Consider the following 25,872-nt stretch of genomic DNA (forward strand, 5'->3'; position numbering starts at 1 on the left):
TCCTCTGCTACTTCAGTCCTGAATGAGCCATCGTATCAATCACTTTACTTTGCATCAATAAGAAGATGATGAGGTTCGGCAAGAACATGAGTGCAGCTGCAGCTGCCGCCATTCCCTGACCAGCAACCTGATTATCGTTCCCCATATTTCCTGCTAACGTACTCATGTAAAAGGCGAATGTTTTCAGGCTCTCATTATTCATATAAATCTCTGAGGTTTCTGTATTGTTCCATGCCATTTGAAAAGCAAGTATAGATACAGTAGCAATCGCAGGAGTGACCATCGGAACGATGATCTTCCGGAAAATATAGAAGTTGCTTGCTCCATCTACTCGAGCTGCTTCAATTAATGCATCCGGAATCTGATCAATGAACTGTTTGATCAGGAAAAGACCGACTGGCATGGCTAAAACCGGCAGGATATGTCCGAACATGTTATCGGTCAGACCGATCCTGTCAATGATGAAATACCTTGGAATCGCAACTGCTGCAGGGACGAACATCAACGCGATGATATTCGCCTCAAAGATCACTTTCTTCAATTTAAAATCCAATTTCGATAAAGCGAAGCCAGCCATTGCACTTATGAAGACACTTGCAAACACGATCCCGACGGAAATGATGATACTGTTGAACAGATACCTTGTCATCGGAATGACGGTAACGCTTGTCTCCTTAAACAGATCACCGAAGTTTTGTAATGTCGGTTTTTCAACCAAAAACCTTGGCGGGTACAGGAAGAGCTCGTCGATCGGCTTCAACGCCTGTGAAAATATGAAAATGATCGGCAGCGCCATAAAAATCGATAGCGGGATTAGAAATGCGAAAAACTTGGTCTGAGTAAAACTTAATTTACTTGGGTCGATCTTGGATCCTTGAAAAGAAGCCATGAAATTTTCCCCTTTTCTTCAATGATGAGGCTCTTTCAATCACAAAGTTCATGGTGAGCCTTACGTTTAGTTAGCTCTGTGATTCTTCTCTGTTGATTTCCTGGAAATTCGCTCCCTTTCCACGGGCGATTTGCAGGAGTGTCGTGAATTTCGCTTAAATAAAATCTTTATTAAAAATCAACAACAAGATTTAACAGCGCCTCTTATTTAGCATCGAGTGTCACGGACGGAAATTATCCATCCTGACCTTCCGTTTTATCGTATTGTCTTAATCATCCCTTTCGCCAAACAGGCGCCAGCAGAATCTTGATACGCCATAGACGAAGATGAGTAGGACAAGCGATATTGCAGAAGCATATCCCATATCAAAACGAATGAAACCATGGTCCGCAATATGGGTCAGGATCAATTGCCCTGAATATTGCGGAGTCGGATTCGAGCCCGACAGCTGAACAGCGATATCCCCTGCCTGGAAGGTCTGTACGACCGCCATGACTGCACCGAACAGCATTTGCGGCTTCATGGACGGTATCGTGATATACCAGATTTCTTGGAAACGGTTCTTCAAACCATCGATATATGCCGCTTCATAAAGCTCTCGGTTAACGTTCAAGATTCCTGCCAGCATGGCCAAAAATCCAACACCCATGCTGTTCCAGAGTGAAACGAGAATCATGATGGTCATAAGGTGGGCAGGTGATTGCAGCCATTGGATCGGTTCATTGATGAACCCGATCTGGAGCAGGATGCTGTTCAAATAACCTGCCCGGTCTCCACTGAATAAAATGAGCCATACAACCGACATTGCTATACCAGCAGTCATCGAAGGTGAATAGATCGCTAATGTCAGGATCGTTCTCGGTTTTTTCGGAATTTGTGCCAACATCCAAGCCAATAAGAAAGCAAGGACATACCCACCGACACCGACAATCAAAGCGAATTGGAATGTATTAGGAAGCACATGCATCATGAATACATTGTCTTGTGTAATCAAATTCACAAAGTTCTTAAGTCCGATGAACTTTGGGGGCTGGATGGTATTGAAGTAAGTAAAGGCAAAGTAAGCAGCAACAATCACAGGAACAACGATGAATAGCGTAAAGACGATTAAAAATGGGGCGACGAACCCAAGAGCGCCAAGTTCTTTTTTGACAGCATCAATCCAAACCGCTTTCCGACTGCTCGTCCTTGTTTTAATGTTGACGTTCTGCTCTATATTCGTAGCTGGTTTCACCGGCCTCCCCCTTTGACTTGATTTTTTCTACAGTAGGTACTTCAAGCTCTTTTACAACTTTTCCATTCTTGATAAAACCGAATTCTTCCAGTTTCTTTCTCATTTCCCTATTCGTTGTGATGACGGCGTCTTCTATGGCTTTCCGTTCATTTTCACCTTCGAAAACGACTTCATTCCAGGCATTGCTTATTTCACGCTCGAGCATGTAATCACCAGGTACATGCGGAATGTCTCTCAACCATTCCCATTGTTCTTTGATGACTTTCAAATCTTCATCTGGCCATGGCAATTCACTAAGAGCCTCCACGTTGGATGTGTTCCAACGGAATTCCGTGCCATAGATCGTTTCAATCAAATTACCGAATTCAGATTGTGTATCCTTTGAAGTCCACCATTTGATAAATTCCCAGGCATCATCCTTTTTATCACTGCTATCGAACATGATGACGCCTTTACCAGTTCCAGGTGCCCAGCGGACTACTTCACCATCATCATTCTTCACCCCGGGATATGGTGCGACCCCCCACCAACCTTGGAGCTCCGGAGCTGCTGCGGTTATTTTGACATAATTATCAAAATCAGCGATACCGATCGGGAGGTCACCTTGTCTGAAATGGCTGTAGAAATTCGGTACCTGTAACGGCATACTGTAGATGGTGAACAGATTCGTCATCTGTTTGAACCCTTTCAATGCGGCGTTACTGCCTATTGCAGTACTCATCCCATCTTCATTGAAAAGCTCTCCACCATTCTGGTAGATGTAAGGTACGGTTACAGGTGATTCTTTAAGGCCACCCATTCCGGCGATCGGCACATAGAAATTCATTCCGAATCTTTGCAATTTCGGAAGCATTTTTCGTACATCCTCCCACGTGTCCGGAACTGACATGTTGAGAGCTTGCAGGATATCTTTCCTGTAGAAAAGAACATAAAATTCTTGGGTTTCCGGCAAGGCATAGGTCCCCTCATCGTATATGAACGGAAGAAGTGCACCTGGTGAAAAGCGTTTAGCCACCTGGTCATAATCCGGAAACTTGCTTAAGTCCGCCAACGCCTGCCTCACAGAAAGTTCAAACGGAAATTTTTGAGTAACGCCCAAAGCCAGATCAGGCGATTCGTTCGATGCATTTGCCAAAATCAATTTCTCTTCAGATGGCATCAAGCTTAAATTGACCTTGATTCCTGTTTCCTTCGTAAAGTCTTCATTGGCCATTTGCTGCATCAACATGACATATTGACGTGGTCTGTTCACCCAGATTTCGATTGAATCTTCATCCGTTGAACTGACTTGATTGTAGTCTTTAGTAAACGAGGAAAAGAAATTGACGGCCATGGAGCTCGCTTTTTGCAAGAGATTCGCCTTGGCATCGGGAAGTTTCTTATCTGAATAAACATAAAATTTATCAAATTGCAAAGGTTGATTGGGCAGTAATAAGAGAAGATCTCCAAGCTTCTGGGTCACGGATCCCGAACTTTGCGACAGTTCCTTAAAGCGTACAGGTATTTTGGCGGGTTCATCCGCAATATCTTCCATTTGTTTAGCACTGATCATCAGATTCCTTGCTTGATCGGGTTTGCTGTCACTCAATTTCTCAAGATATTCATATTTTTCTCGAAGCTCCCCTGCCAGCCGGTTCAAACGGGGAACGATATCCGGAATCTGTTCCTCAATATCCCAATCTCGATAAATGTCACTGGATTTTCCAGTCGCCATTTGGATTTCCAAAGATAGGTCATTCACTTCTTTCATGACATCTTTTATCGTGCTGATGACAGGCTGATAAGGTGATGGATTGGATATCAGTGTAAGTTCGTGCTCCCCTTTTGTAAGAAAGAATTGATACGGTTTCCCATTTGCATCTGAAAGGGTTTCATTTCTCCATTCCGTTGTGTAGTCGAATGGATATTTCAACATTTCGCCGAAAGGAACTTCACCATCGATTTTGATTGTCCGATACACAGGGACATTCACATTGAAATATTGATTGTACTTGAAAGCTAATTGATAGAAACCTGTTTCATCCACTTGGATCTTCCATGTGACGGCTTGTCCGCCTGCTTGCCAGGTGTCTCCACCGAATGCATTGAGGGATAGCTTGCTTCCACGGTTCGGTGTCACATTCGGTTCGCCATTGGATAGCGCCCTTATGGAAGAATCAGACTTTGAGTATGGATGCTCTGCTTCAATTTCCAGCAGCCCTTTTGTTTGTTCCTCATCATCATGTTTTTGCAAGTACTCTTTATAAGAGGCGTGCTTTTCAGGTGACTTGACGGTCACTTGCCCCAATAACATCGGCTCGCGAATGTTCAACAGTGAAATCGTGTTTTCCCCTTTTTTAAGATGGAACTTCAGAGGACGATCGTATAAGTAGCTCGCATCCATGAATGGCCTGTTTTGCCAAGTATGGATTTCTTCTTGTTTCGGGTACACCTGATTGCCGAGCCTATCTTCTTCAAATTTCTTGACGGTATCCTTCCATAACCTTGGAAGGACAATCCTTCTGGATTCATAATATTGAAATTCTCCATTTACCTTGATACCACGTTCTATCGGTATGATTTTACCTGGTAAGGCATAGTAATCCACTTCAATTGTATAAAGACCTTCTTTAGGAACATTGATGGATAATTGCAATTCTTTTGTTTGTTCTTCCCACCGGAATACGCTACCGCCGTCGTATTCCTCATGGGAAGTCAATTCCACTTCTTTTTTGGGAATCGTAAACTCTTCTGGTAGAATGACCTTCTCGAATCCCTTTGTATCTTCGATGCCTTTTTTGTCCCATTCTGCTAATTTATCTTTGTAATCAGCCTCGATGACTCTTGTTTCGAACCGTTCTTTCTTGTCTTTTTTCTTCTTGTCATCCTTGGACTTTTCAGAATCTCTCTTGTCTTTATCGAAAAGATCGTCCAATAAATCACCGGTATCTGTTTTTTTATCCGTGTTCGCAAAACTGACATTCGATGGTTGATCACTTATGAATGATACTGTGGATAGGATTAACAATCCGATCAAAATGATGGTAATGGTTTTTCTGCGCATAGGATTTCTCCTTTTCGAAAGTGCGTGTTCAGCTTTCGAAGTTACAAGCTTGTGCACTTATACTGAGGAAATATTTATTCTTACTTTTATTGAAATAAATTTTGGATGGGGAAAACTAAACCCCATCCATTTTTGTTTGTGGTTTATCATTCACCAATCACTTCGTTCAATTTCTCCTTGGCCTTTTCATAGGTTGCATTGGTTTTCTGGTCCATTTCAGCACCTACATCACTTGGTTTGGCTTCACCCTTATCGAACTTTTCATTCATTGGTCCGATGATATTGAGTGCTTCCGTATAGCCAGGGTGTGCTTTAAGAGGATCGACCGTACCATTCGGGATTTCTTTGATGATTTCTTCCATCTCTGCAGGCACGGCTTCGTCACTTAGATAAGCCTCCCATATCTCTTCATCATTGATGAGCGGGATACTTCTTGCTACTGGTACTCCTGCATCTTTACGGTCAAACCACCCTTCTTTGGAGAAGGTCAACCATTTCAAGAATTCATACGCAGCTTCTTTATGTTTCGAACTTTTAGAAATCCCTACGTAATCAGCAACTAAAGGAACTCTATGTCCGTCAATGCCAGGAATCGGGAGCACAGTCCAGTTGAATTTGTTGTTTTCCGTATTTCCAGTCAAGCCCCACGTCCCATCATAACGGATCCCCACCTTTCCAAGTGTCCATGGATCCTTGTCCTTTCCGTACCACTTATCTCTTTCTTCTTGTGTATAAACGGATGGACTGACTTTATCTTCATTCCATAACGTATTGATATAATTTTGTGAATCTACGTAGGCTGCAGAACTGAAATTGTACTGCTCCCCATCCCAAGTTCCCCATTCAAGTGAATTATCGAATTGAACAGGCAGTACTTCACGGTAAGCTCTAGGATTCAGAAAACCGAATTGGTGTTCATTATAATTGGTCAATTGGACAGATGATTTCCTTAAATCATCTAAAGTCCAGCTGCTATCCGGTACAGGAACATTCTCTTTTTCAAATAAATCCGTATTAAGAAGCATCACGATTGCATGCATCGAATGTGGCATCGCGTATTGATGCCCATCATAATTAGCGGTTTGGAGGATACTTTCAAACGTTTTCTCAGGATCGTAGTTATCATCTTTTTCTAAATATGGTGTCAAATCTTCAAGCCATCCGTTTGTAACTGCTGTCGGCACACCAAAGGTCCAAAATACATCCGGTAATTTACCTGCAGCCGCAGCAGCAGAGAGTTTTTCATTCCAAGGCCATCCAAGTGATTTATCTTTCTTTACCTTAATATTTGGATGTGAAGCTTCAAATGCTTTGATAACCTGATCGACTTCTTTATCCTCCTGCCATGTTCCATATGTAATCGTTATTTTTTCATCGGAATCAGTAGCAGACTCGTCCTTCTCGGAATTTCCATTTGAATTTTCAGTTTCAGAATTTGCTCCTTCATTGCTGGAGCATCCTGCCAACCCCGCAACTAGGATAAGCAATACAACTAATAAGCATTGGAATAGCGGTTTAACCTTCAATCTAATCCCTCACTTTTTGTTTTTTTTGTACCAGGCACGTGTAACCAGTTATTAAAAACTACAGCCCCCCTTTTATCTCAGCTTTGGATTGCCCATTTCAGAACCTGACGACAAATTGAAACGTATCGATAAAAACTAATATTTTTACCCTCTCAGAAAAGGGGAAAATAATGAAATTAATATTCTTTTTAAGTGAGTACAAAAGTGGATTCTTATGGCTCATGGTGGAAATACCCCATCATAACAATAGTTACTGCTACTATTATCCTAGTTTTTATGATCTTTTATATTGATCTTCTTCACCTTTAAATAATGGATAATAAAATCTCAATACCCATCAATTTTTGAAATCAAGCATGTATTTCGTCGAAACGTTTCGATAACCTTATATTAAAAATTATCATGAAAGCCTTTTCAATTCAATAGTTTTTTGAAAATTTTCTAAATTTTTAATTCAATGAATTCTCGCGTTTTGATCTGGAAAGCCTTTTACACAGTTTTTGAATACAGGTAATACCTAGTTTTTCAATCGGTTAAAAGGGCTTAAAAAGCTTTTAGTTTTTCTTTAAAAAGGGTTGAAGTTTCCTGCGTTTTGTTGTAAATTTAATGAAATTTAAAAATTCTGTTTCTTATCCAGAGAGGTTGAGGGAATGGCCCTATGAAACCTCAGCAACCATCAGTGTTCCGAACATTGAAAAGGTGCTAATTCCAACAAGTGGTTTTCCGCTTGTGAAGATAAGAAGAACGACACGTCGATACTAAAGTCTTCTTCTTATAGAAGGCTTTTTTCTTTTTGAAAAATCAGCCAGGCTACGAAATTACAAATATTTCAGGGGGATTCAGATGGGAATTTTAGATGAATTAAAGCACGATAAAATATTGATCGGTGATGGAGCGATGGGGACGCTGCTCCATTCATATGGATCGGACCGATGTTTTGAAGAGCTGAACCTTTCACAATCAGAACAAATCTTTAATATTCACCGTGCTTATATCGATGCTGGTGCTGGTATCATCCAGACGAATACTTATGCCGCCAACTACATTAAGCTCGAGCGATACGGCTTGCAGGATCAAGTGAAAGAGATCAACACAGCTGCCGTTCGATTGGCGAAGAAAGCTGCCGATGATGACGCATATGTCGTGGGTACGATCGGAGGGATCCGAGGCATCAAACCTCACACGATCAACATGGAGGAAATCAAACGTACCTTTCGAGAGCAATTATATTGCCTCCTTTCGGAAAATGTAGATGGTCTTTTACTAGAAACCTTTTATGATCTAAATGAATTAGAAACGGTCCTAACCATCGCCCGTAAAGAGACGTCATTACCAATTATTGCGCAAGTCTCATTGGAAGAGACCGGTTATATGCAAAATCGGACACACATCACAGAAGCTTTCGAAAAACTGGAAACACACGGAGCCGATATAATCGGAATCAACTGCCGGCTCGGTCCTTATCATATGCTATCGACTTTGGAAGAAGTCCCTCTTCCGAAGCATGCTTACCTGTCAGCCTATCCGAATGCAAGCCTGCCTTCCTATGTGGATGGAAAGCTCCAGTATGAAAGTGATGCGGATTACTTTAAAGAATGTGCCCGTTCCTTCCGTGAACAAGGAATACGATTATTAGGAGGATGCTGTGGTACGACTCCTGCTCATATACAGGCTTTCTCTAATGAGCTTGAATCATTGTCACCTGTAAAAGAAAAAGAAGTCAAACCGAGACAGACTGTTAAAACTGCAGTACAACCACCCGCACAGCCAGGACCTCCACCGCTGCATGAAAAAGTGAAAGACGGGCAATCGATCATTGTTGAATTGGATTCACCAAGAAAATTGGATACTACGCGTTATATGGAAGGAGCAAGAGCACTAAAGGAAGCGGGGATCGATGCGATTACACTTGCTGATAACTCCTTAGCATCTCCCCGTATTTGCAACACTGCCGTCGGATCCATCGTGAAGGAACAGATCGGGCTGCGTCCTCTTATCCACATCACTTGCCGGGATCGGAACTTGATCGGCTTGCAGTCACACATTATGGGGCTTCATACACTCGGCATACGTGACGTACTTGCGGTGACTGGTGATCCGACAAAAGTAGGGGATTTTCCAGGCGCATCTTCTGTCTATGATGTAACCTCATTCGAGCTGATCAAAATCATTAAACAGTTCAACCAGGGGATTTCGTTATCAGGAAAAGAACTTGATCAAAGAACGAACTTTTCTATCGGGGCTGCGTTTAACCCGAATGTCCGCTACATCGATAAAGCTGTCGAGCGCTTGGAAAAGAAAATAGAGTGCGGGGCAGATTATTTCATCAGCCAGCCCGTCTTTTCAAAGGAAAAACTGCTGGAAATCCATGAGGCTGTCAAACATTTGGATGTTCCAATATATATCGGAATCATGCCGCTCACAAGCAGTAAGAATGCGGATTTCCTCCATCATGAAGTGCCTGGTATCAAGCTATCATCGGAGGTTCGAGAACGTATGGCGAGATACAAGGATGATCGTAAACGCGCTAGTCAGGAGGGCGTTAAAATCGCCAAATCCCTTCTCGATACCGCAATCGGATTATTCAACGGCATTTACCTTGTTACGCCGTTCATGCGATACTCAATGACAGTAGAGCTTGCCCGCTACGCACACGAACATCATCTTAACCAGTCATCTAGGAGGCTACAAAATGTCTAATCAACAATTTGAACAACAATTACAAAAAAGAATCCTGATCATGGATGGTGCGATGGGGACGATGCTGCAACAAGCCCAGTTGACCCCTGACGATTTTGGCGGGGAATTTTATGATGGATGTAATGAATACTTGAACATCACTACGCCAGACCTGATCGAATCCATCCATACGACCTATCTCGAAGCGGGTGCAGATATCATCGAAACAAATACATTCGGTGGCACAAGCCTCGTGTTGGATGAATACGAACTCGGATACAGAGCCTATGAAATCAATAAAATAGGAGCCGAAATCGCCAAAAAGGCTGCCAAGAAAGCTTCAACCCCAGATCGGCCGAGGTTCGTAGCTGGAGCTCTCGGACCGACTACGAAAACGCTAAGTGTCACAGGTGGAACGACCTTTGACGCACTGACGGATTCATACGCTGAACAAGCGAGAGGTCTTTTAGATGGGGATGTTGACCTGCTTCTTCTCGAAACGAGTCAGGATATGCTCAACGTAAAAGCTGGTTTTTCAGGCATCCAGAAAGCTTTTGAGGAGACGGGGCGGACCGTTCCATTGATCGTTTCCGGTACGATTGAGCCGATGGGGACCACCCTTGCTGGCCAGACGATTGAATCGTTCTATATCTCGCTGAAACATATGAACCCGATCGCTGTCGGCTTGAACTGCGCCACCGGACCAGAATTCATGCAGGATCATGTACGTGCCCTTTCTGATTTATCAACGTCAGCAATCAGCTGCTACCCTAACGCAGGACTTCCTGATGAAGAAGGCCAGTATCATGAAACCCCAGAGTCCCTGGCAACAAAGCTTGCTGGTTTTGCAGAAAAGGGGTGGCTCAATATTGTAGGCGGATGCTGTGGCACTACACCTGAACATATCAAGGCAATCGCCGCAAAGCTTGCCGTTTACAAACCGCGTGAACTACCTGAAAAAGAACTTCACATGGTCTCCGGGATCGAGCCATTTTTATATGACAGTCCAGATTTGCGACCGATCATGGTTGGCGAAAGAACAAACGTTATCGGCTCCCGGAAATTCAAACGGTTGATCGCAGAAAAGAAGTTTGAAGAAGCTGCTGAAATTGCAAGAGCTCAAGTCAAAAGAGGTGCACACGTAATCGATATTTGTCTGGCGGATCCTGACAGTGACGAACAAGAGGATATGGAAGCGTTCATCCAAGAGGTCGTCAAGAAAGTGAAGGTTCCTCTCGTCATCGACTCTACAGACGAAGATGTGATCGAAACCGCTCTGAAATATTCCCAAGGTAAGTCCATCATCAATTCGATCAACCTTGAAGATGGTGAAGAGCGATTCGAAAGTGTCGTCCCCCTCCTTCATAAATACGGGGGTGCAGTAGTCGTCGGGACGATTGATGAAAAAGGCATGGGTGTTTCGGTTGAACGGAAGCTTGAAATCGCAAAACGTTCTTATGACCTTTTAGTCAATAAATACAAGCTTTCCCCTACCGATATCATTTTCGATCCATTAGTGTTTCCTGTCGGAACCGGGGATGAACAATATATAGGGTCAGCAAAAGAAACCGTCGAGGGGATCCGTCTCATCAAAGAACAATTCCCAGATTGCCTGACGATTTTAGGCGTAAGCAATGTCTCATTCGGCTTGCCTCCTGTCGGAAGAGAAGTTTTGAATGCTGTGTATCTGTATCACTGTACCCAAGCTGGATTGGACTATGCCATCGTCAATACGGAGAAGCTCGAACGATTCGCTTCGATTCCTCAGGAAGAGATCCGGATGGCTGAAGACCTGCTTTTCAACACTACGGATGAAGTGCTAGCCAAATTCACTGAATTTTATAGAGGGAAAAAGAAAGAAGTTAAATCGTTGCTTCCTAAAATGACGCTGGAAGAAAGAATTTCGTTTTATGTTGTCGAGGGTACGAAGGAAGGTCTCATACCAGATCTCGAGAAAGCGTTGGAAAAATACGATAAACCGTTGGACATCATCAATGGGCCGTTGATGGACGGCATGAAGGAAGTCGGCCGTCTTTTCAACGACAATCAACTCATCGTTGCCGAGGTGCTTCAAAGCGCGGAAGTGATGAAAGCATCTGTCGCCTTTTTAGAACCTTATATGGAAAAGGAAGATACCGCGTCTTCAAAAGGAAAGATTATTCTGGCCACCGTCAAGGGTGATGTTCATGATATTGGGAAAAACCTGGTGGATATCATCCTCAGTAACAACGGCTTTGATGTCGTTGATTTAGGGATCAAAGTCACCCCTGTTGACTTGATCGAAGCAGTGAGAAAAGAAAAACCGGATATCATCGGCCTTTCTGGACTGTTGGTAAAATCTGCGCAGCAGATGGTGATCACCGCTAGTGACATGAAGCAAGCCGACATTTCAACACCTATCATGGTCGGCGGTGCTGCGTTATCTAGGAAATTTACAGATACGAAAATTTCAAACGGATATGATGGGCTCGTCTTGTATGCAAAGGATGCGATGACAGGACTTTCCCTTGCAAACCAGATCCAAACACCAGCCGAATTCGAAGAGCTTATCGGTGCTCATGAAGAGAAGAAAAGGAACACCGCAGAGCCAGTTCTTCAAACAGATTCCGGAGGCGGTACCGGCGTGGCTGTAAAAGTCCGATCTAAAGTCTCGAGAGAAGTTCAAGTCTTCATACCGAGGGATACGAAGAGACATGTCTTGAAGAATCATTCAATCTCCCATATCGAACCGTACATCAACTGGCAAATGCTATTGGGACATCACCTCGGAGTGAAAGGCAAGGTTTCGAGGTTACTAGAAGAAAAAGACAAGAGAGCACTTAACGTCAAAGAAGTCGTTGATCAACTCCTGCTTAAGGCAAAGGAGAAAGATCTGATTAAGCCAGCTGCAGTCTATCAGTTTTTCCCGGCTCAAGCCGACGATGAAACGGTCTTGATCTATGATCCGGAAGATCATACGAGAGTCATCGAACAATTCGAGTTTCCAAGACAGCCTAAAGAGCCGCATTTATGCTTGGCTGATTATTTGAAAACGAAGGAAAGCGGAATCATGGACTATGTCTCCTTCTTTTCCGTCACTGCAGGAAGAGGGATCCGGCAACTCGCCACTCAGATGAAAGACGCTGGCCGATACTTGGAAAGCCATGCACTCCAAGCCCTGGCACTGGAAACCGCCGAAGGATTTGCAGAACTTATCCATCAGCAGATCCGTGACCAATGGGGGTTCCCGGATCCAGTCGATTTTACGATGAGAGAGCGGTTTTCAGCTCGGTATCAAGGCCAGCGCTTCTCATTCGGATATCCTGCTTGTCCAGAATTGGAGGATCAGAAGAAGTTGTTCAAACTGATCAGGCCTGAAGAAATTGGAATAGAGTTGACAGACGGCTGTATGATGGAACCAGAAGCTTCTGTCTCAGCAATCGTATTCGCGCATCCAGAAGCACGCTATTTCAATGTGATGAATGGAGACTGAAAACTTTTAAGAAAGAACGTGTCTCTCGCCTTTCCAGGCCAAACTGGTTGCTGCTGAGAAGGATCAAAGGTTTGCATTCCTAACGGACATACAGGCTCTTATCTGTGACAAACCCGTTTTCCATGAATTCATATAAATAAGGTCTCTGGCGTCCGTTAACCCTTTGAAAATATGGAGTTGTTCACATATAAGGTCTCTAGTGTACGCTAAATTTCTGTCAATTAGCGACACTCCTAAAAAACGATCACAATTAAAAGTCCCCCGTAGAGCTAAATGTAAGGATGATCCCGGCCATGTTCAGGTCGGGATCATTTTTATTCCTCTATCGACTGGATTCAGTGTTCGTATATCATTTTTCTTGTCATACCGCCGTCGATGACGAGGTTTACCCCGGTTACGAAGTCATTCTTTTCATCAGTCAAGTATAAACAAGCGCTGGCAATATCCTCCGGCCTTCCGACACGCTTGGATAGATGCTGTTCGTGATCGATTTCTCTCAGATTTTCATAGTTTCCGGTTTCGATCCACCCAGGAGAAATGGCATTGACCGTAATCTTGTCTGTTGTAAAAGAAGCAGCGAGCGCATGGGTGATCGAGACGATTCCGCCCTTTGATGCGGCATAAGCTTCAGAGTTCGGCTCAGACATGCTTGCACGAGTAGATGCAATATTGATGATCGCCCCACCCTTTTCATTCTCCCGTATATGTTTGGCTGCTTCGCGCGAACAAAGGAAGATACTTCTCAAATTGGTATTGAGGACATCATCCCATTCTTCTATCGTGAGTTCGTAAGGCGATTTGAATTCTGAAACCCCTGCATTATTGATCAGTATATCGATTCTTCCTGCTTCACTCTTCGTCTGATTGATCAGGCTGATCACATCGGTCTCCTTCCTTACATCCGTTTTGAGGAAATATGCTTCTCCCTCTTGTTGGGCGATCTCTTCAACCACTCGTTTCCCGTTCGATTCATCAAGATCGGCACCTATAACCTTTGCCCCGTTTGCAGCATATTCTTTTGCTATCGCCTTTCCGATCCCAATAGCAGCGCCCGTTACAATGACCACCTTGTTTTTGAATGACACCATTCATGCTCCTCTCTATTCGAAACTGTTAGTTTAAGTTTTTCAAATCACGATTTAAACAACAACTGAAATGCTTGATTTAATTTTTAAAATAAACGTTCTCTACGTATTCTAATTCATATCCTTTATTGTTGCCGGATTTTTTCAAGTCCATTGCAGTCAATAGTTTGGATTCTATATCTCTCGAAGGAATTGGAGGAAATTTCGAAATTCACGATTCGTTATGTATGGGTTTATAAGAAGAACGTAATCTCATACATGGAATATGTGTGTGCTTCAAAATCAACATACTCGCAATTCGTACAAATCCATTTTCCGAATTGCCTTTTCATCGATATAGTGGAGCAATTCTTACAAAAAACCCCTTTTATTTAACGCTTCTAGAGAAATCTTAAACCTTTTAAGGATATCTGCATCAAATGGTTGATTATCCTTTAATAGAAGCCTAGAAAGTTTTTTCATGTCTTTATAAGCCGATTTTTTATTTTATAAGCGGATTTTCAAATTTATAAGCCAATTACACAAATATATGCGTAATCATGAAAAATCCCGCCATCAAAGGCGGGATTCATCCTTTCTAATCAACATCCAGATGATTCTTTCTCATATCCTGCATCAATTGCATCCTTTTCTTTTAAAAAGAAGACACGGTGTTCAATAGGGATACTCTCCCATTTTTCCGGGTCAACATATCGTTTCGTTTCATAATGCCCTACAAATTTATTCGGTCCGCCCCGTTTGTTGAATCGGAATTCGTAAGGAAGTTCATCGATCGGTCGGTCAGGATTCCATATACCTTTCCCTGCTTCTTTTGCTCTGACAACAGCATCGCCATATTCTTCTAAGTTGTCCAAATTCGGATAGATGAAATACGGAACTGCCATGCCGATTCTAATCATTTCCATATTAATGTTCTGTTCGTCTTTCCGAACAATCGCGAGTAGCCGTCCATATTGATCGAAGGCTTCATCACCAACTCGGATTGATACGTCTTCCCCTTCAGGTAAAAGGTTTTGAAGCTGTCTAGTTGCTTCTTCTGCATAATAACCCTGGGAATCACCTTGATAGTTTGTTTCAGGAGTGTCTATAGATACAAAACGGACCTTCGTCGTACCTAATACAGGAGTTTCCAGATGGATCGTGTCGCCATCTACAACCTTTTTTACCGAGGATGAAAATTGTCGTGAGTAAGAAGGAGTTTCCAACTGAGTTCTAAATTTACTTACATCTGCATCGGAGGTGACATGCAATTCTTGCTGGTGAGTATGATCCAGTTTCCCGCTTACGTGGAACCATTGGCCAGACTCAAGATTTTCAAGCTTGTTTCTCGATTTGACGAGTATCCCATTCAAATCCTGATCAATGAAAGGATAGTTGTATCCATCATCAAGCGACTCATCGGGCTTTCCAGCAAGGTATCCTTTTACAGTGATATCTTGTCCTTTCAAATCTCTGTTTTCAAGATCAACCAAATCTGCAATTCTCACTTCAAGATTATTTGTCAATCATCTCACCCTCTTTCATGTATTACCTCCAGTTTAAATCATAATAAGCAAATTAACTTCAATCTCTCAAAAAACAATTCTAAGGTACTTATTTATAGCTATCCAGAAAGCATGACTAAAGACCTTCAAATGAATAACCTGCCGCCATTCTTTTCTGACTCTTGCTTTGGGGTTCCATCCACGTTATGAAATCACGATTTGTTTTTCTTTCGTTTCTTCAAATAAACGATGAGGAGCAGTAAAAGCGGAAACAGAATTTGGAACGGAAAATGTAAAATGATCGGTACGATGACCAGTCCTTCTTTAATATGCTCAGAGATATTGCTAGCAATCGAATTCGATAATAGTAGAACGACTAGTCCGAGAGGATAGATCAATTGTTTGACTTTAGTTACCTTGAATAGATCCCCCATTCCAATTACTGCAGCATAGAAGAATATCGATATTTTAATGAATATACCGATAATAAGGGCAAGCATGAAGAAAACATCTAACCGCTCTAAAAAATCCGCTATTTGTATACTTTGTATTGTCGTAAGCAAAGGAAATTGGGAACGCTTCGTAAGGTTGACACCTAAAACCGATATATTCATGACCATTACAATCATAAGATTGATTCCACTAAGGCATAAAGCGAAGATTCCGACCTTTTTCGCCTTTTTCGGATTGTTCAAGTAAGGAAGAATTACAGAAAAAGCGATCGCTTCCCCAAAAGGGACATAAATGGTTTGTGTAATCGCTACTTTTACAATTGGAAGGAACCCATCCTCCAAGACTGGCTTTAAGTTGCTTAAATCGATCAGTCCGGAACTTACAATTAAAATGAACCCGGAAACGGCAAGTACATACAATATGACGAATAGTAATTCACCTGTCCTAGCCATCACTTCGATACCTTGATAAACGGTATAAATAATGAGCAAAATCAACAACAGATTGACTATGAAATGCGGGGTCTCATGATAAGCGACTGTCAACAGCATTGATCCAAAATCCCTCAACACCCTTGCGGACAGGTATAAAAAGTACATGCAGTAAGCAAACCCCAGCAACCATCCTAAATATTTCCCGATTATTTTTCGCATATATTGAGTCGGCAATGAATCTGGATAGTTTTGATACAAAGCATGATAGATTAAAAACATAAGGATGCCGCCTGCCAGCCCAAAAAAGATGGCAATCCATGCATCCTCCTCTGCTTCAATCGCTAGAGGAACCAGCAATGCACTTCCCAATTCAAAAAGAAAGATCAAAATGAACAGCTGGATCGCATCTATCTTCGCTTTTTCCACTTAAAATCCACACTTTCCATCATTTAGTATCTATTAGATAAGGTTTATTCCTTAAACCTGTCCGGCGGATGAACGATTCTACTTTGATATTGGCTTTCAGCTCAGGGAAATAGGTATCGTTCCACTCTTTTTCCATCCTTCTCCATTGTTCAGGATAGGTGCTATGGAATGACTCGCCAAATCCAAATATATCTGTCTTGTTTTCCTTTGCTTTTTCTATTGCTTTTGACAGTTCGCCTTTGATTTCCTTATTAACCTCTTGCTCAATACGTTTCAATGTAGCAGGATTGGTTAAATCCATTGCAACCTGGACCTCGCCTATTTTCCCCTCTGCTTTGACATGCACGTCAATCTCGGGCTTGCCGTTTTTAATCACCGGCTTCACATTCGTGCTTTGCCTGATCATATTGTATACGACCGCCTCCTCATTTCCATTCCAATCAATGCTGATGGCAGTTTGCTTCACTTTATTCAAGAGAAAAACGATGCCACGTGCAGTCTCTTCCCTTGCCCAATCGACCAGCTTATCGTTTTTGAATAATGCAATTCCTCCTGCCTGGATAACAGACTCTGGTTCAGTTTGCTGTATACTTGTTAATTTTTCTCCACCGTCTTCTCCAGTTACTTCAACACCTGTTATGACAGGTTCTTTCCCTTTCGTCGCAATTGCATCTATCACATGTCTAGTCTTGGCGTCAATGTTCTTTCCTGACATCATTTCACTAGTCTTCAGCATTTTGATCACTTTATCCGCAGGGATTTGATCAATAGGTGTCAGGGTATTGATTACATCCACGGCCTTGGTTTTTTTGGCGATAATGATGGTAGTCGTCGTACGGAAGTTCGGGTCACGATCGAGAGCATCCAGCAGGTTGTTGATCCCCTCTTCTCTAGCCAGTTCCTCTCCAATCACTACGACACTCGTATGTGCATAATAAAGTCTTCTAGAAACTTTTGCCGAGATATCACGACTGAGCCCGACAAGATTCTTGTCTGTTGAGGTATAGACGGAAACAGGAGGACCGGCGCTCCCCTGGCCAATCTTGCTTCCAGCCACACTTCCAGGGTTGATGATTTGCAATGAACCTACATATTCTCCCTCTTCGTTCTTATCGATCCCGATCGCAGAAACCAGCGCCAGTTCATTCAATTCTATTTTGCTCCAGCATGCCGTTAACAAAACAATAGAAAAGGCCGGTATAAGAACCAATCGGAGTTTTCGAATCATGGTTGATCACCCTGGTCATTTTTGGTTTTCAGCGATCGGCTTGTAGGAGGTCCTGGTTTTTGATTACCTCCTTGCCTTTGATTGTTCTGATTTCCGATCAAACGGGGTCGCTGTTTAAAAGACCATAACGGAGCACGGACGATAGTATCCCCCAAGTTTGACAGAGTCAACGGGGCCAGCGGTGACATATATGGAACTCCAAATGACCTCAAACTACATAAATGGACGAGCATGAAGATGAACAATAATGCTATTCCATAAAACCCGAATGTAGCTGCCGACAACATGAAGATAAAACGGATCAATCTGGCAGAAATCGCAATCGCATAAGATGGAGTAGAAAAGCTGGCAATAGCCGTGATTGATACGATGATGACCATTGCAGGTGAAACGATACCTGCTTCTACCGCTGCCTGTCCGATGACAAGAGCACCAACAATGGATACGGTCGACCCGATTGCCTTCGGCAGACGTATGCCCGCCTCTCTGAGAATCTCGAAGGTCACTTCCATCAATAGCGCTTCCACAACGGCTGGAAAGGGTACGGCTTCTCTCTGGGCAGCAAGGGCAATGATGAGCCTTGTCGGGACCATTTCCTGATGGAAGGTAGTCACCGCAATATATAACGCCGGTGCAATAAGAGATATAACAAAGGTCAATACTCTTAAAAAGCGGATGGAGGTCGAAATATCAAATCGAGCATAATAGTCCTCAACTGCTTGGAAAAATTGGATGAATACAGCAGGTGCAAGTAAAACGAAGGGTGTTCCATCCACAAGGATCGCTATTCTTCCCTCAAGGACATTACCTGCAACAGTATCTGGCCTTTCTGTATGATACAGTGTCGGAAAAGTCGTCAATGTCTGATCTTCTATCAATTGTTCGATGTAACCCGATTCCAGAATGCTGTCAACATCTATTTTTTTTAATCGGGCTCTCACCTCATTGACGATTTCTTCATTCGCGATCCCATTCAAATACATGATCGAGACACTCGTTTGGGTCATACTTCCGATTTTCATCGTTTCAACCCATAGGTTAGGATTTTGAATTCTACGTCTTATCAAGGATATATTTGTTTGAATCGATTCGGTAAAGCCATCTCTCGGTCCACGAATGGATACTTCAGTAGGCGGCTCTTCAACATTCCTTTTTTTACCCCCTCTTGTATCGATCACCATAACCTTGGCAACGTCATCAACAAACAAGATTGTGTTACCAGCCATCAACAGCAGAAAAACTTCCTTCCAATTGGAAAGCTGTTTCACTTCCCCTATGGAGACGACCTCAGCAAAAATTCTTTCAAATAGTCCTTGCTTATCCTTTTTACCTTCTGGCTGCGGATCTATATTCTGGAAAACGGAATCGACTACAAATTTATTTACTGTAGGATTGTCTACTAGACCATCAATATAAACGGCAGTCATGTTAACAATATCATTCCCTTTCAAGGGACGAATGATAAGGTCGGAACTATTGCCTGTGATTGTTCGTATCTGCTCGATATTTTCTTTCAGATTCTCACTGATTTCATCGTCTGGAAGATTGAACGTGCGAATTTCCTTTTCGGCTTGTGATTTCTTTTGTTTGCGTTTTATTTTCCGGCGTATTTTGATTGGCATGATGAAAAACCTCGTTGTTTTTAGTCATTCATTATTTTTAAACAATAGTTGGGCGAATCTTCTCGAAGTAATTCAAAAGGATTTGGAAAAGCTAAAAAGAGGAGTGATGCGAAATGAAGCCAACCTGGATTGCAGTCCTTACAATAGGAATATTGCTGGGCTTTTCAATATGTATGGATATTTTTCTAGGTGTAGCAGTTAAAGAAGCTGTAGATAATGCGATCAATCCATTCAGGGTCATGGAATTTGTAGAAGTTTCTATATTGATCCTGCTGACAGCTGTGCTTTTTTTAAAACCACTCGCACAATGGATTTTAAAAAAATACAAACCTTCTTATACAAATAAATAAAAAACAGATCTGCCCATCTCCTTTGTCAAAGGAAGAATGGGCTCTCCTGTTGTTCTATTCCAATGTCCGGTTGTTCTCATCTACTTGAAAAAGGTGATCTGGTTCCGGTCTTTCTCCAGAAGTGAAAATGCCGTCACCACCACATACTGTACAGCTGTATTGCCAGTTTTCATCATCTGCCAGGAGGCCGCTTCCGTCACAAGCTTTACATAATTGGTTCCGATCAACCATGGATTTCATTCCTTTCTCAAATTCCTTTTATTTTGGCTTTGTAAAAGAGTGATGTTGATTTTTTCCGAGACACTCCTACGGGAAAAGCGAGCCAGGCAAGACCCCGCAGCTTGGATGCAGAGAAGTGATGTCCAGCTCAGCGACCAGTCACTTGGATCACATCAAACTTCCTGCGGCGGCAACACACTGATTTTACATCTTATGTGTGAGCCCACGCAGAACCGAACTTTGTTTGGTTCGAGCCTCCACGTCAGTTTTCCAGTGACCTACGTGACTAAGCGAGTCGCTTCCGCTTTTCTTCAGCCCGCGGAAAGAGGGTGAATTTTGCATATATCAACAATGAGCTTTAACAGAGCCTTTATTTTAATGTTGTCGGTCTCTCTCCCAGTTGATCAGTCCACCTTTCAGCATGATATCAACTTGACGTGCTGACATGGTATGGACAGCTCTTACTTCCTTTTCTTTCTCTTTTAAAGTCAAGGTAAGTTCTTTTCCTTCCTTAAGTTGTGTCCTCAGATTTTTCAGTTGGATGATGTCGTCTTCCTCTAACAGATCATAATCTGCTTCATTTTTGAACGTAAGCGGCAGCACACCGAAGTTCACGAGGTTTTGCCAATGAATCCGCGCAAAGTCTTTGACTAATGCAACTCGTAATCCTAGGAACCTTGGTGCAAGGGCAGCGTGTTCCCGGCTTGAACCTTGTCCGTAGTTGAAGCCGCCTACAATCGCATGGCCACCAAGCTTCTGGATTTCCATTGCGCGGTTATAGTAGGTTTCATCAATGATTTCAAAAGTGAATTTACTGATTTCGGGCAGATTGCTTCGGTAAGGAAGGACCCTGGCACCACCAGCTAAAATTTCATCCGTAGAGATGTTATCTTTCATTTTCAGCAAAATTGGAAGCTCCATCTCATCAGGCAGTTTATCCATTTCAGGAATCGATGCAATATTCGGGCCTTTCACAAGTTCGACCTTCTTAGCTTCTTCAGGTGGAAGTGGTTTATTCAATAACGCATCATCTACCGTCGGATGGTCAGGGTCTTTCACTTTTGGATACTTCATATCCAATGTCCTTGGGTCAGTGATTTTCCCTGTCAATGCTGAAGCGGCTGCTGTTTCTGGGCTGCATAAGAACACGCTGTCCTCTCTCGTCCCGGAACGTCCTGGAAAATTACGCGGTGTCGTCCGTAAACTATTCCGGCCGGTAGCAGGGGCCTGCCCCATTCCGATACAACCGTTACATCCAGCTTGATGCAACCTTCCTCCAGCAGTCAGAAGACTTCCAATATAACCATCGTCGACAAGGTCAGTCAGCATTTGCCGTGACGTCGGATTGATGTCGAATGAAACCCCATCTGCAACCTTTCTTCCTTTCATCATTTCGGCAACAATGGCAAAATCACGATAACCAGGATTAGCAGATGATCCGATATAGGATTGATAAATCGGTTCTCCTGCTACTTCCCTGACAGGTACAACATTACCGGGGCTGGATGGTTTTGCAATCATCGGCTCAAGTTCTGATAGATCGATTTCCTCTTGAATATCATACTCTGCGTCCTTATCAGCTAAAAGCTCCACCCAATCATTATCCCTGTTTTGGCTCTTCAAAAACCGCTTCACTTCATCATCAGATGGAAAAACGGTTGTCGTTGCACCAAGCTCAGCACCCATGTTGGCGATGACGTGACGGTCCATCGTACTTAAATCCTTAAGCCCAGGACCATAGTACTCGATGATTTTTCCAACTCCGCCTTTTACATCATGACGGCGGAGCAGTTCAAGAATGACATCCTTAGCGCTCACCCAATCGGGGAGTTTTCCAGACAATCTGATCCCCCAGATTTGAGGCATTTTGATATAGATCGGTTCTCCTGCAATCGCCATCGCTACATCAATTCCACCAGCTCCCATGGCAAGCATGCCCATACAACCGTTCGCGCACGTATGGCTGTCAGACCCTAATAAGGTTTTACCTGGTATAGCTAGCCGCTGCATATGAACCGGATGACTGACTCCATTACCAGGGCGGCTGTAAAATAAACCGAAGCGCTTTGTCGCACTTTGTAAGAACAAATGATCATCCGGATTTTTGCTATCCTCCTGAATGATATTGTGATCGACATATTGCGCTGACACTTCCGTTTTTGCACGATCGAGTTTCATTGCTTCAAGTTCAAGCATCACCATAGTACCGGTTGCATCCTGGGTAAGTGTTTGATCGATTTTCAGACCGATTTCGTTACCCGGTTTCATCTCGCCTGATATCAAGTGATCTTTAATTAATTTTTGGGAAACGTTCAAAGCCATTTTTCTCCCCCCGTTCAAGATTTAGGTTAATTGATCCATATGTACCTAAATGTTAAGTTCTGTTATTTTGCGGAAAATATTCATTCAAAATCAATCAACCTTCTTACTTATGCAGTACCCCATTTAATTCCATTTCAACCGTTCATATTCCAGTAATAAAGCCATCCTCTATTGGTTGTGAGAATGGCTTATTGATCCATTTTTTGTATTTATATATTTCAGGCTTTCAAGCGTGGTTTTGTCGGATCGCATTTTGGTTGGGATAGATCAGATACTTCGGCTAGTTTCGTTAAATAATAACACTCCTCCCTCATCATATGATCTGCCATCAAGGGAGCAAAGGTACCCAGTGCTTTTTTGCTTAACTCCATTTCTTCGATTTCTTTAAGAAAATTCATGAACAGCTTCATTTCGAGAGAAACGTCATCATTGAACTTCTCCAATGCTGGGAAAGTAGAAAGGTTTGTCCTCAAGAATCCGGCCAATTCAACCGCTTTCAAATAGAACGCCTCAAAGTCTTTTGTAAAACTGGCACTCTTCTCTTTGATTTTCTTTTCGATCAGATCCATATTATCAGAAATGGCACCAGCATGACCTACCGCATCCAACAGCCATATCAGGTGATGATGAAGCTCGTGGAGTGTCGGTGGAATTTCCCCTTTTTTCAGATAACGTAAAATCCGTAAATACTCTTCTAACTCATTGACCATGTGATTCAAGAAAGCCGGACCTAATCCGATTTTGATTTTACCGACCAAATGCCGCTTAATCAGATCAAGCTTAAACTCCCTTAATTTATTGCCCTCTTCTTCAGCTTGTTTGCTCAATGCAATCATATCTCCATCCTTGACTCTGTTTAACAATTGATCGAAGGTCTTTATGAAGTTATTCGCTTGAGCGATCTCTTGTGTCTGATCCGGGGCCAGTGAGTCATGGATGAAGCGGGCGTGATCACCAAGTATCTGCAACCAGAAACTGTGTTCGAATTTCGCGGTTTTAGCAAAATCAGCCATGCAACGTCCTCCCTTTAGATCCTCATAAAATCATATCAATGAAGGATGGAATTTATGACGACTATAAAAAAATGACTCCAGCTGCGAAGCCGAAATCATTTTTCTAGATCCTATCTGGTTAAACCAGTAATCTTTTTATCTCTTTCAATCCTTTCCTCTTGAGGAGCTAAATCGTATTTTTTCAGTAAATGGAATAACTCATTCAATTCTTCTTGAGTTGGATTACTATTCAGGAAGTTTACACTGCTCATGTATAATTCGCCTGGTAAAAATGCCGATTGGGATTCCAATTTCTTCGTAACATCCTCTAAGGAATGGTCAATATTACATGCCATTAAGTTTTCTCCTTTCTTCTCAGTTAATAATTTTTGTGTTTTTCACAATAGCAATCTTCCTTTAAAAATACAATAAATAAAAATTTAATATTGAAATAAATTTACAGAACATGCTATTATTTAATAAAGTTCATAGATCTGTAACATTTTTGATACGAGATAGCGACCCTGTCATCGGTTAAAAATAGTACATAGTTTTGAAAGCGATTTACTGTTGGTCTGATAGTAGCGGAACCTGCTAAATACTAACTGTCGATCTCCCTAATGGAGAATACCTTAATGGGATTCTCTGTTGGTAGATGGGCAGTTTTTATTTTGTCTTCGAATTTTTACGATTTTCGGCGTTCAGGTGGAGTGCTATTACGGAATTGACCAAAACAACAAAGAACATTTAAAACGTAGACTTTGTTAAATAGTCATGTTGATAATTTTCTATAGCGAAATTCGCGACACTACAACGGGAAAAACGAGTAAGGTGACCCAGCGACCTACAATTTAAGGATCTTCGACTAACACCCACCACGTCCTTTGGTGAACGTCGAAGCCAGCATAAGGAAAGCTTCTAAGAAATCTCATCGCAGACACGAAAATGATTTCATTTTTGTGTTGAGGTCCAAGTGCAAGTGAGGAGGCTTGCGTATCGCCCGCGGAAAGGGAGTTAATTTCCAAAAAATCAACAGTGAAATTTAACAGAGCCAAAAAGTAAAGGGGATGAATGTGATGAAAAAGACGAAAAACAGATGGCTCATTGCTGCTTCAGCTGTTGGTATACATATTTCCATCGGTTCTGTGTATGCTTGGAGCAATTTTACGAATCCGTTGATCAATGAGTTTGGGTGGTCAGCAAAACAAGTACAATTTACATTTAGTCTAGCCATTTTATTCTTAGGATTATCTGCAGCCTTTCTTGGGCATTTTGTGGAAAAGCATGGACCTAAAAAAGCGGGTCTACTTGCCTCGATCTTTTTCGGAGTTGGGATCTTCGGCTCTGGATTTGCGGTCAATATCGGTTCCCTCCCACTGTTATATTTATTTTATGGTGTCCTTGGTGGAATCGGTTTAGGTGTGGGTTATATCGCTCCGGTCTCAACCCTTGTCAAATGGTTTCCGGATCGCCGAGGAATGGCAACAGGTCTTGCGATCATGGGCTTTGGATTTGCAGCGGCAATCTCTAGTCCAGTTATGGATACATTGATCAAATCTGTGGGGACAGCAAATACATTCTTTATTTTGGGTGTCTCCTATTTTATCGTTATGGCAGCTTCATCTTTATATCTAGAAAAACCTGCTGTAGATTGGGAGCCGGAAGGATTCAAGGAAAAGATCAAATCAGGAAAAACCAAAATTGCACAAGATATTTCTCAATTGACGGCTAATGAAGCGATCAAGACACCTCGATTCTATTATTTATGGGTGATGTTATTCATCAATGTTACATGTGGGATCGCGATCTTATCTGCAGCTAAACCTTTAGCTGAGGAAAGTGTCGGTTTATCAACTGTTGAAGCAGCTGCTCTGGTGGGTGTACTGGGGTTATTCAATGGATTAGGTCGTATCGGTTGGGCTTCTATTTCAGACTATATCGGACGCCCGAATACGTATACAACATTCTTCGTCTTACAAATCATGCTTTTCGCACTATTACCGCATACATCGTCAGTGATATTGTTCCAAGTGATGCTGGCCATCGTCTATACGTGCTATGGGGGAGGATTCGCATCGATCCCTGCATTTATCGGAGATTTGTTTGGCACTAAACAGCTTGGTGCTATCCATGGGTATATTTTAACAGCATGGGCCGCAGCTGGTTTAGCAGGTCCGATGTTCGCAGCATGGATGAAAGATACTACCCAAAGCTACGCAACAAGCTTGACGTTTTTTGCAGGTCTGTTTGTTATTGCCCTGATCGTTTCTCTAGTCGTAAGGAAAGATATCCGTAATGTCCGTGAAAGAAACGGGCTAGAAACTGGAAACAAAATCGCGGGCTAAATTCTTTCATAAGCTGAGAGCGTGTGGTAAAATACGCTACATGTTAAAAACATTAAGGAAGTAGGAGCC

The 25,872-nt window shown here is 42.4% G+C and carries 17 protein-coding genes and 1 riboswitch; of the genes, 4 read left to right on the top strand and 13 right to left on the bottom strand.

Going from position 1 to position 25,872, the window contains the following annotated elements; all coding sequences use genetic code 11:
- Positions 1–7: 7 nt before the first annotated feature.
- From ACJROX_RS23700 to ACJROX_RS23715, 4 genes are all read right to left on the bottom strand, one after another.
- Entirely contained in the window at positions 8–889 is an 882-nt protein-coding gene (locus ACJROX_RS23700; RefSeq protein ID WP_408007668.1) for a carbohydrate ABC transporter permease, read from the bottom strand.
- Between the two features lie 268 nt (positions 890–1,157).
- Positions 1,158–2,051: a carbohydrate ABC transporter permease gene (locus ACJROX_RS23705; protein ID WP_408011751.1), complete on the bottom strand. Its 894-nt coding sequence runs from the start codon at positions 2,049–2,051 to the stop codon at positions 1,158–1,160.
- A 31-nt stretch (positions 2,052–2,082) separates the two neighbouring features.
- Complete coding sequence (locus ACJROX_RS23710; protein ID WP_408007669.1) at positions 2,083–5,166, bottom strand: extracellular solute-binding protein; 3,084 nt, start codon at positions 5,164–5,166, stop codon at positions 2,083–2,085.
- A gap of 146 nt (positions 5,167–5,312) precedes the next feature.
- Entirely contained in the window at positions 5,313–6,692 is a 1,380-nt protein-coding gene (locus ACJROX_RS23715) for an ABC transporter substrate-binding protein (protein WP_408007670.1), read from the bottom strand.
- Between the two features lie 626 nt (positions 6,693–7,318).
- Positions 7,319–7,434: riboswitch (SAM riboswitch) on the top strand.
- A 101-nt stretch (positions 7,435–7,535) separates the two neighbouring features.
- Between ACJROX_RS23715 and ACJROX_RS23720 the strand changes: the two genes are divergently transcribed.
- Both ACJROX_RS23720 and metH read left to right on the top strand, forming a co-directional pair.
- On the top strand, positions 7,536–9,392 hold the full coding sequence (locus ACJROX_RS23720) for a bifunctional homocysteine S-methyltransferase/methylenetetrahydrofolate reductase (RefSeq protein WP_408007671.1): 1,857 nt from the start codon (positions 7,536–7,538) through the stop codon (positions 9,390–9,392).
- Positions 9,385–12,843, top strand: coding sequence for a methionine synthase (metH, locus tag ACJROX_RS23725; protein ID WP_408007673.1), 3,459 nt, complete (start codon positions 9,385–9,387; stop codon positions 12,841–12,843). The genes ACJROX_RS23720 and metH overlap by 8 nt, the downstream gene beginning before the upstream one ends.
- A 335-nt stretch (positions 12,844–13,178) precedes the next feature.
- On the opposite strand, the gene ACJROX_RS23730 is transcribed toward metH, so the two are convergent.
- The 5 genes from ACJROX_RS23730 to ACJROX_RS23750 all read right to left on the bottom strand — a co-directional run bounded on the left by ACJROX_RS23730 (position 13,179) and on the right by ACJROX_RS23750 (position 19,575).
- Positions 13,179–13,928, bottom strand: coding sequence for an SDR family NAD(P)-dependent oxidoreductase (locus ACJROX_RS23730; protein WP_408007674.1), 750 nt, complete (start codon positions 13,926–13,928; stop codon positions 13,179–13,181).
- Positions 13,929–14,509: 581 nt separating this feature from the next.
- Positions 14,510–15,433: a thermonuclease family protein gene (locus tag ACJROX_RS23735; RefSeq protein WP_408007676.1), complete on the bottom strand. Its 924-nt coding sequence runs from the start codon at positions 15,431–15,433 to the stop codon at positions 14,510–14,512.
- A 191-nt stretch (positions 15,434–15,624) separates the two neighbouring features.
- Positions 15,625–16,725 carry a GerAB/ArcD/ProY family transporter gene (locus tag ACJROX_RS23740; protein WP_408007677.1) on the bottom strand — a complete coding sequence of 367 codons (1,101 nt, stop codon included), beginning with the start codon at positions 16,723–16,725 and terminating at the stop codon, positions 15,625–15,627.
- 19 nt (positions 16,726–16,744) lie between these two features.
- Positions 16,745–17,953: a Ger(x)C family spore germination protein gene (locus ACJROX_RS23745; RefSeq protein WP_408007678.1), complete on the bottom strand. Its 1,209-nt coding sequence runs from the start codon at positions 17,951–17,953 to the stop codon at positions 16,745–16,747.
- Positions 17,950–19,575 carry a spore germination protein gene (locus tag ACJROX_RS23750; protein ID WP_408007679.1) on the bottom strand — a complete coding sequence of 542 codons (1,626 nt, stop codon included), beginning with the start codon at positions 19,573–19,575 and terminating at the stop codon, positions 17,950–17,952. The genes ACJROX_RS23745 and ACJROX_RS23750 overlap by 4 nt, the downstream gene beginning before the upstream one ends.
- A 113-nt stretch (positions 19,576–19,688) precedes the next feature.
- On the opposite strand from ACJROX_RS23750, the gene ACJROX_RS23755 reads away from it, so the two are divergent.
- Positions 19,689–19,925 carry a hypothetical protein gene (locus tag ACJROX_RS23755; RefSeq protein WP_408007680.1) on the top strand — a complete coding sequence of 79 codons (237 nt, stop codon included), beginning with the start codon at positions 19,689–19,691 and terminating at the stop codon, positions 19,923–19,925.
- 54 nt (positions 19,926–19,979) lie between these two features.
- Here the strand turns inward: ACJROX_RS23755 and ACJROX_RS23760 are convergent, their stop codons facing one another.
- From ACJROX_RS23760 to ACJROX_RS23775, 4 genes are all read right to left on the bottom strand, one after another.
- Positions 19,980–20,156, bottom strand: coding sequence for a hypothetical protein (locus ACJROX_RS23760; protein WP_408007681.1), 177 nt, complete (start codon positions 20,154–20,156; stop codon positions 19,980–19,982).
- 363 nt (positions 20,157–20,519) lie between these two features.
- On the bottom strand, positions 20,520–22,466 hold the full coding sequence (locus ACJROX_RS23765) for an aconitate hydratase (RefSeq protein ID WP_408007682.1): 1,947 nt from the start codon (positions 22,464–22,466) through the stop codon (positions 20,520–20,522).
- 218 nt (positions 22,467–22,684) lie between these two features.
- Positions 22,685–23,479 carry a DUF2935 domain-containing protein gene (locus ACJROX_RS23770; protein ID WP_408007683.1) on the bottom strand — a complete coding sequence of 265 codons (795 nt, stop codon included), beginning with the start codon at positions 23,477–23,479 and terminating at the stop codon, positions 22,685–22,687.
- Positions 23,480–23,589: 110 nt separating this feature from the next.
- On the bottom strand, positions 23,590–23,814 hold the full coding sequence (locus ACJROX_RS23775; protein WP_408007684.1) for a hypothetical protein: 225 nt from the start codon (positions 23,812–23,814) through the stop codon (positions 23,590–23,592).
- Between the two features lie 720 nt (positions 23,815–24,534).
- Here ACJROX_RS23775 and ACJROX_RS23780 point away from each other — a divergent pair.
- The gene (locus ACJROX_RS23780; RefSeq protein WP_408007685.1) at positions 24,535–25,803 is read left to right on the top strand and encodes an OFA family MFS transporter; all 1,269 of its coding nucleotides are present in this window, start codon (positions 24,535–24,537) and stop codon (positions 25,801–25,803) included.
- The last annotated feature ends 69 nt before the right edge of the window (positions 25,804–25,872 follow it).

The sequence above is a fragment of the Pseudalkalibacillus sp. A8 genome (assembly GCF_045920555.1).
Lineage (GTDB): Bacteria > Bacillota > Bacilli > Bacillales > Fictibacillaceae > Pseudalkalibacillus.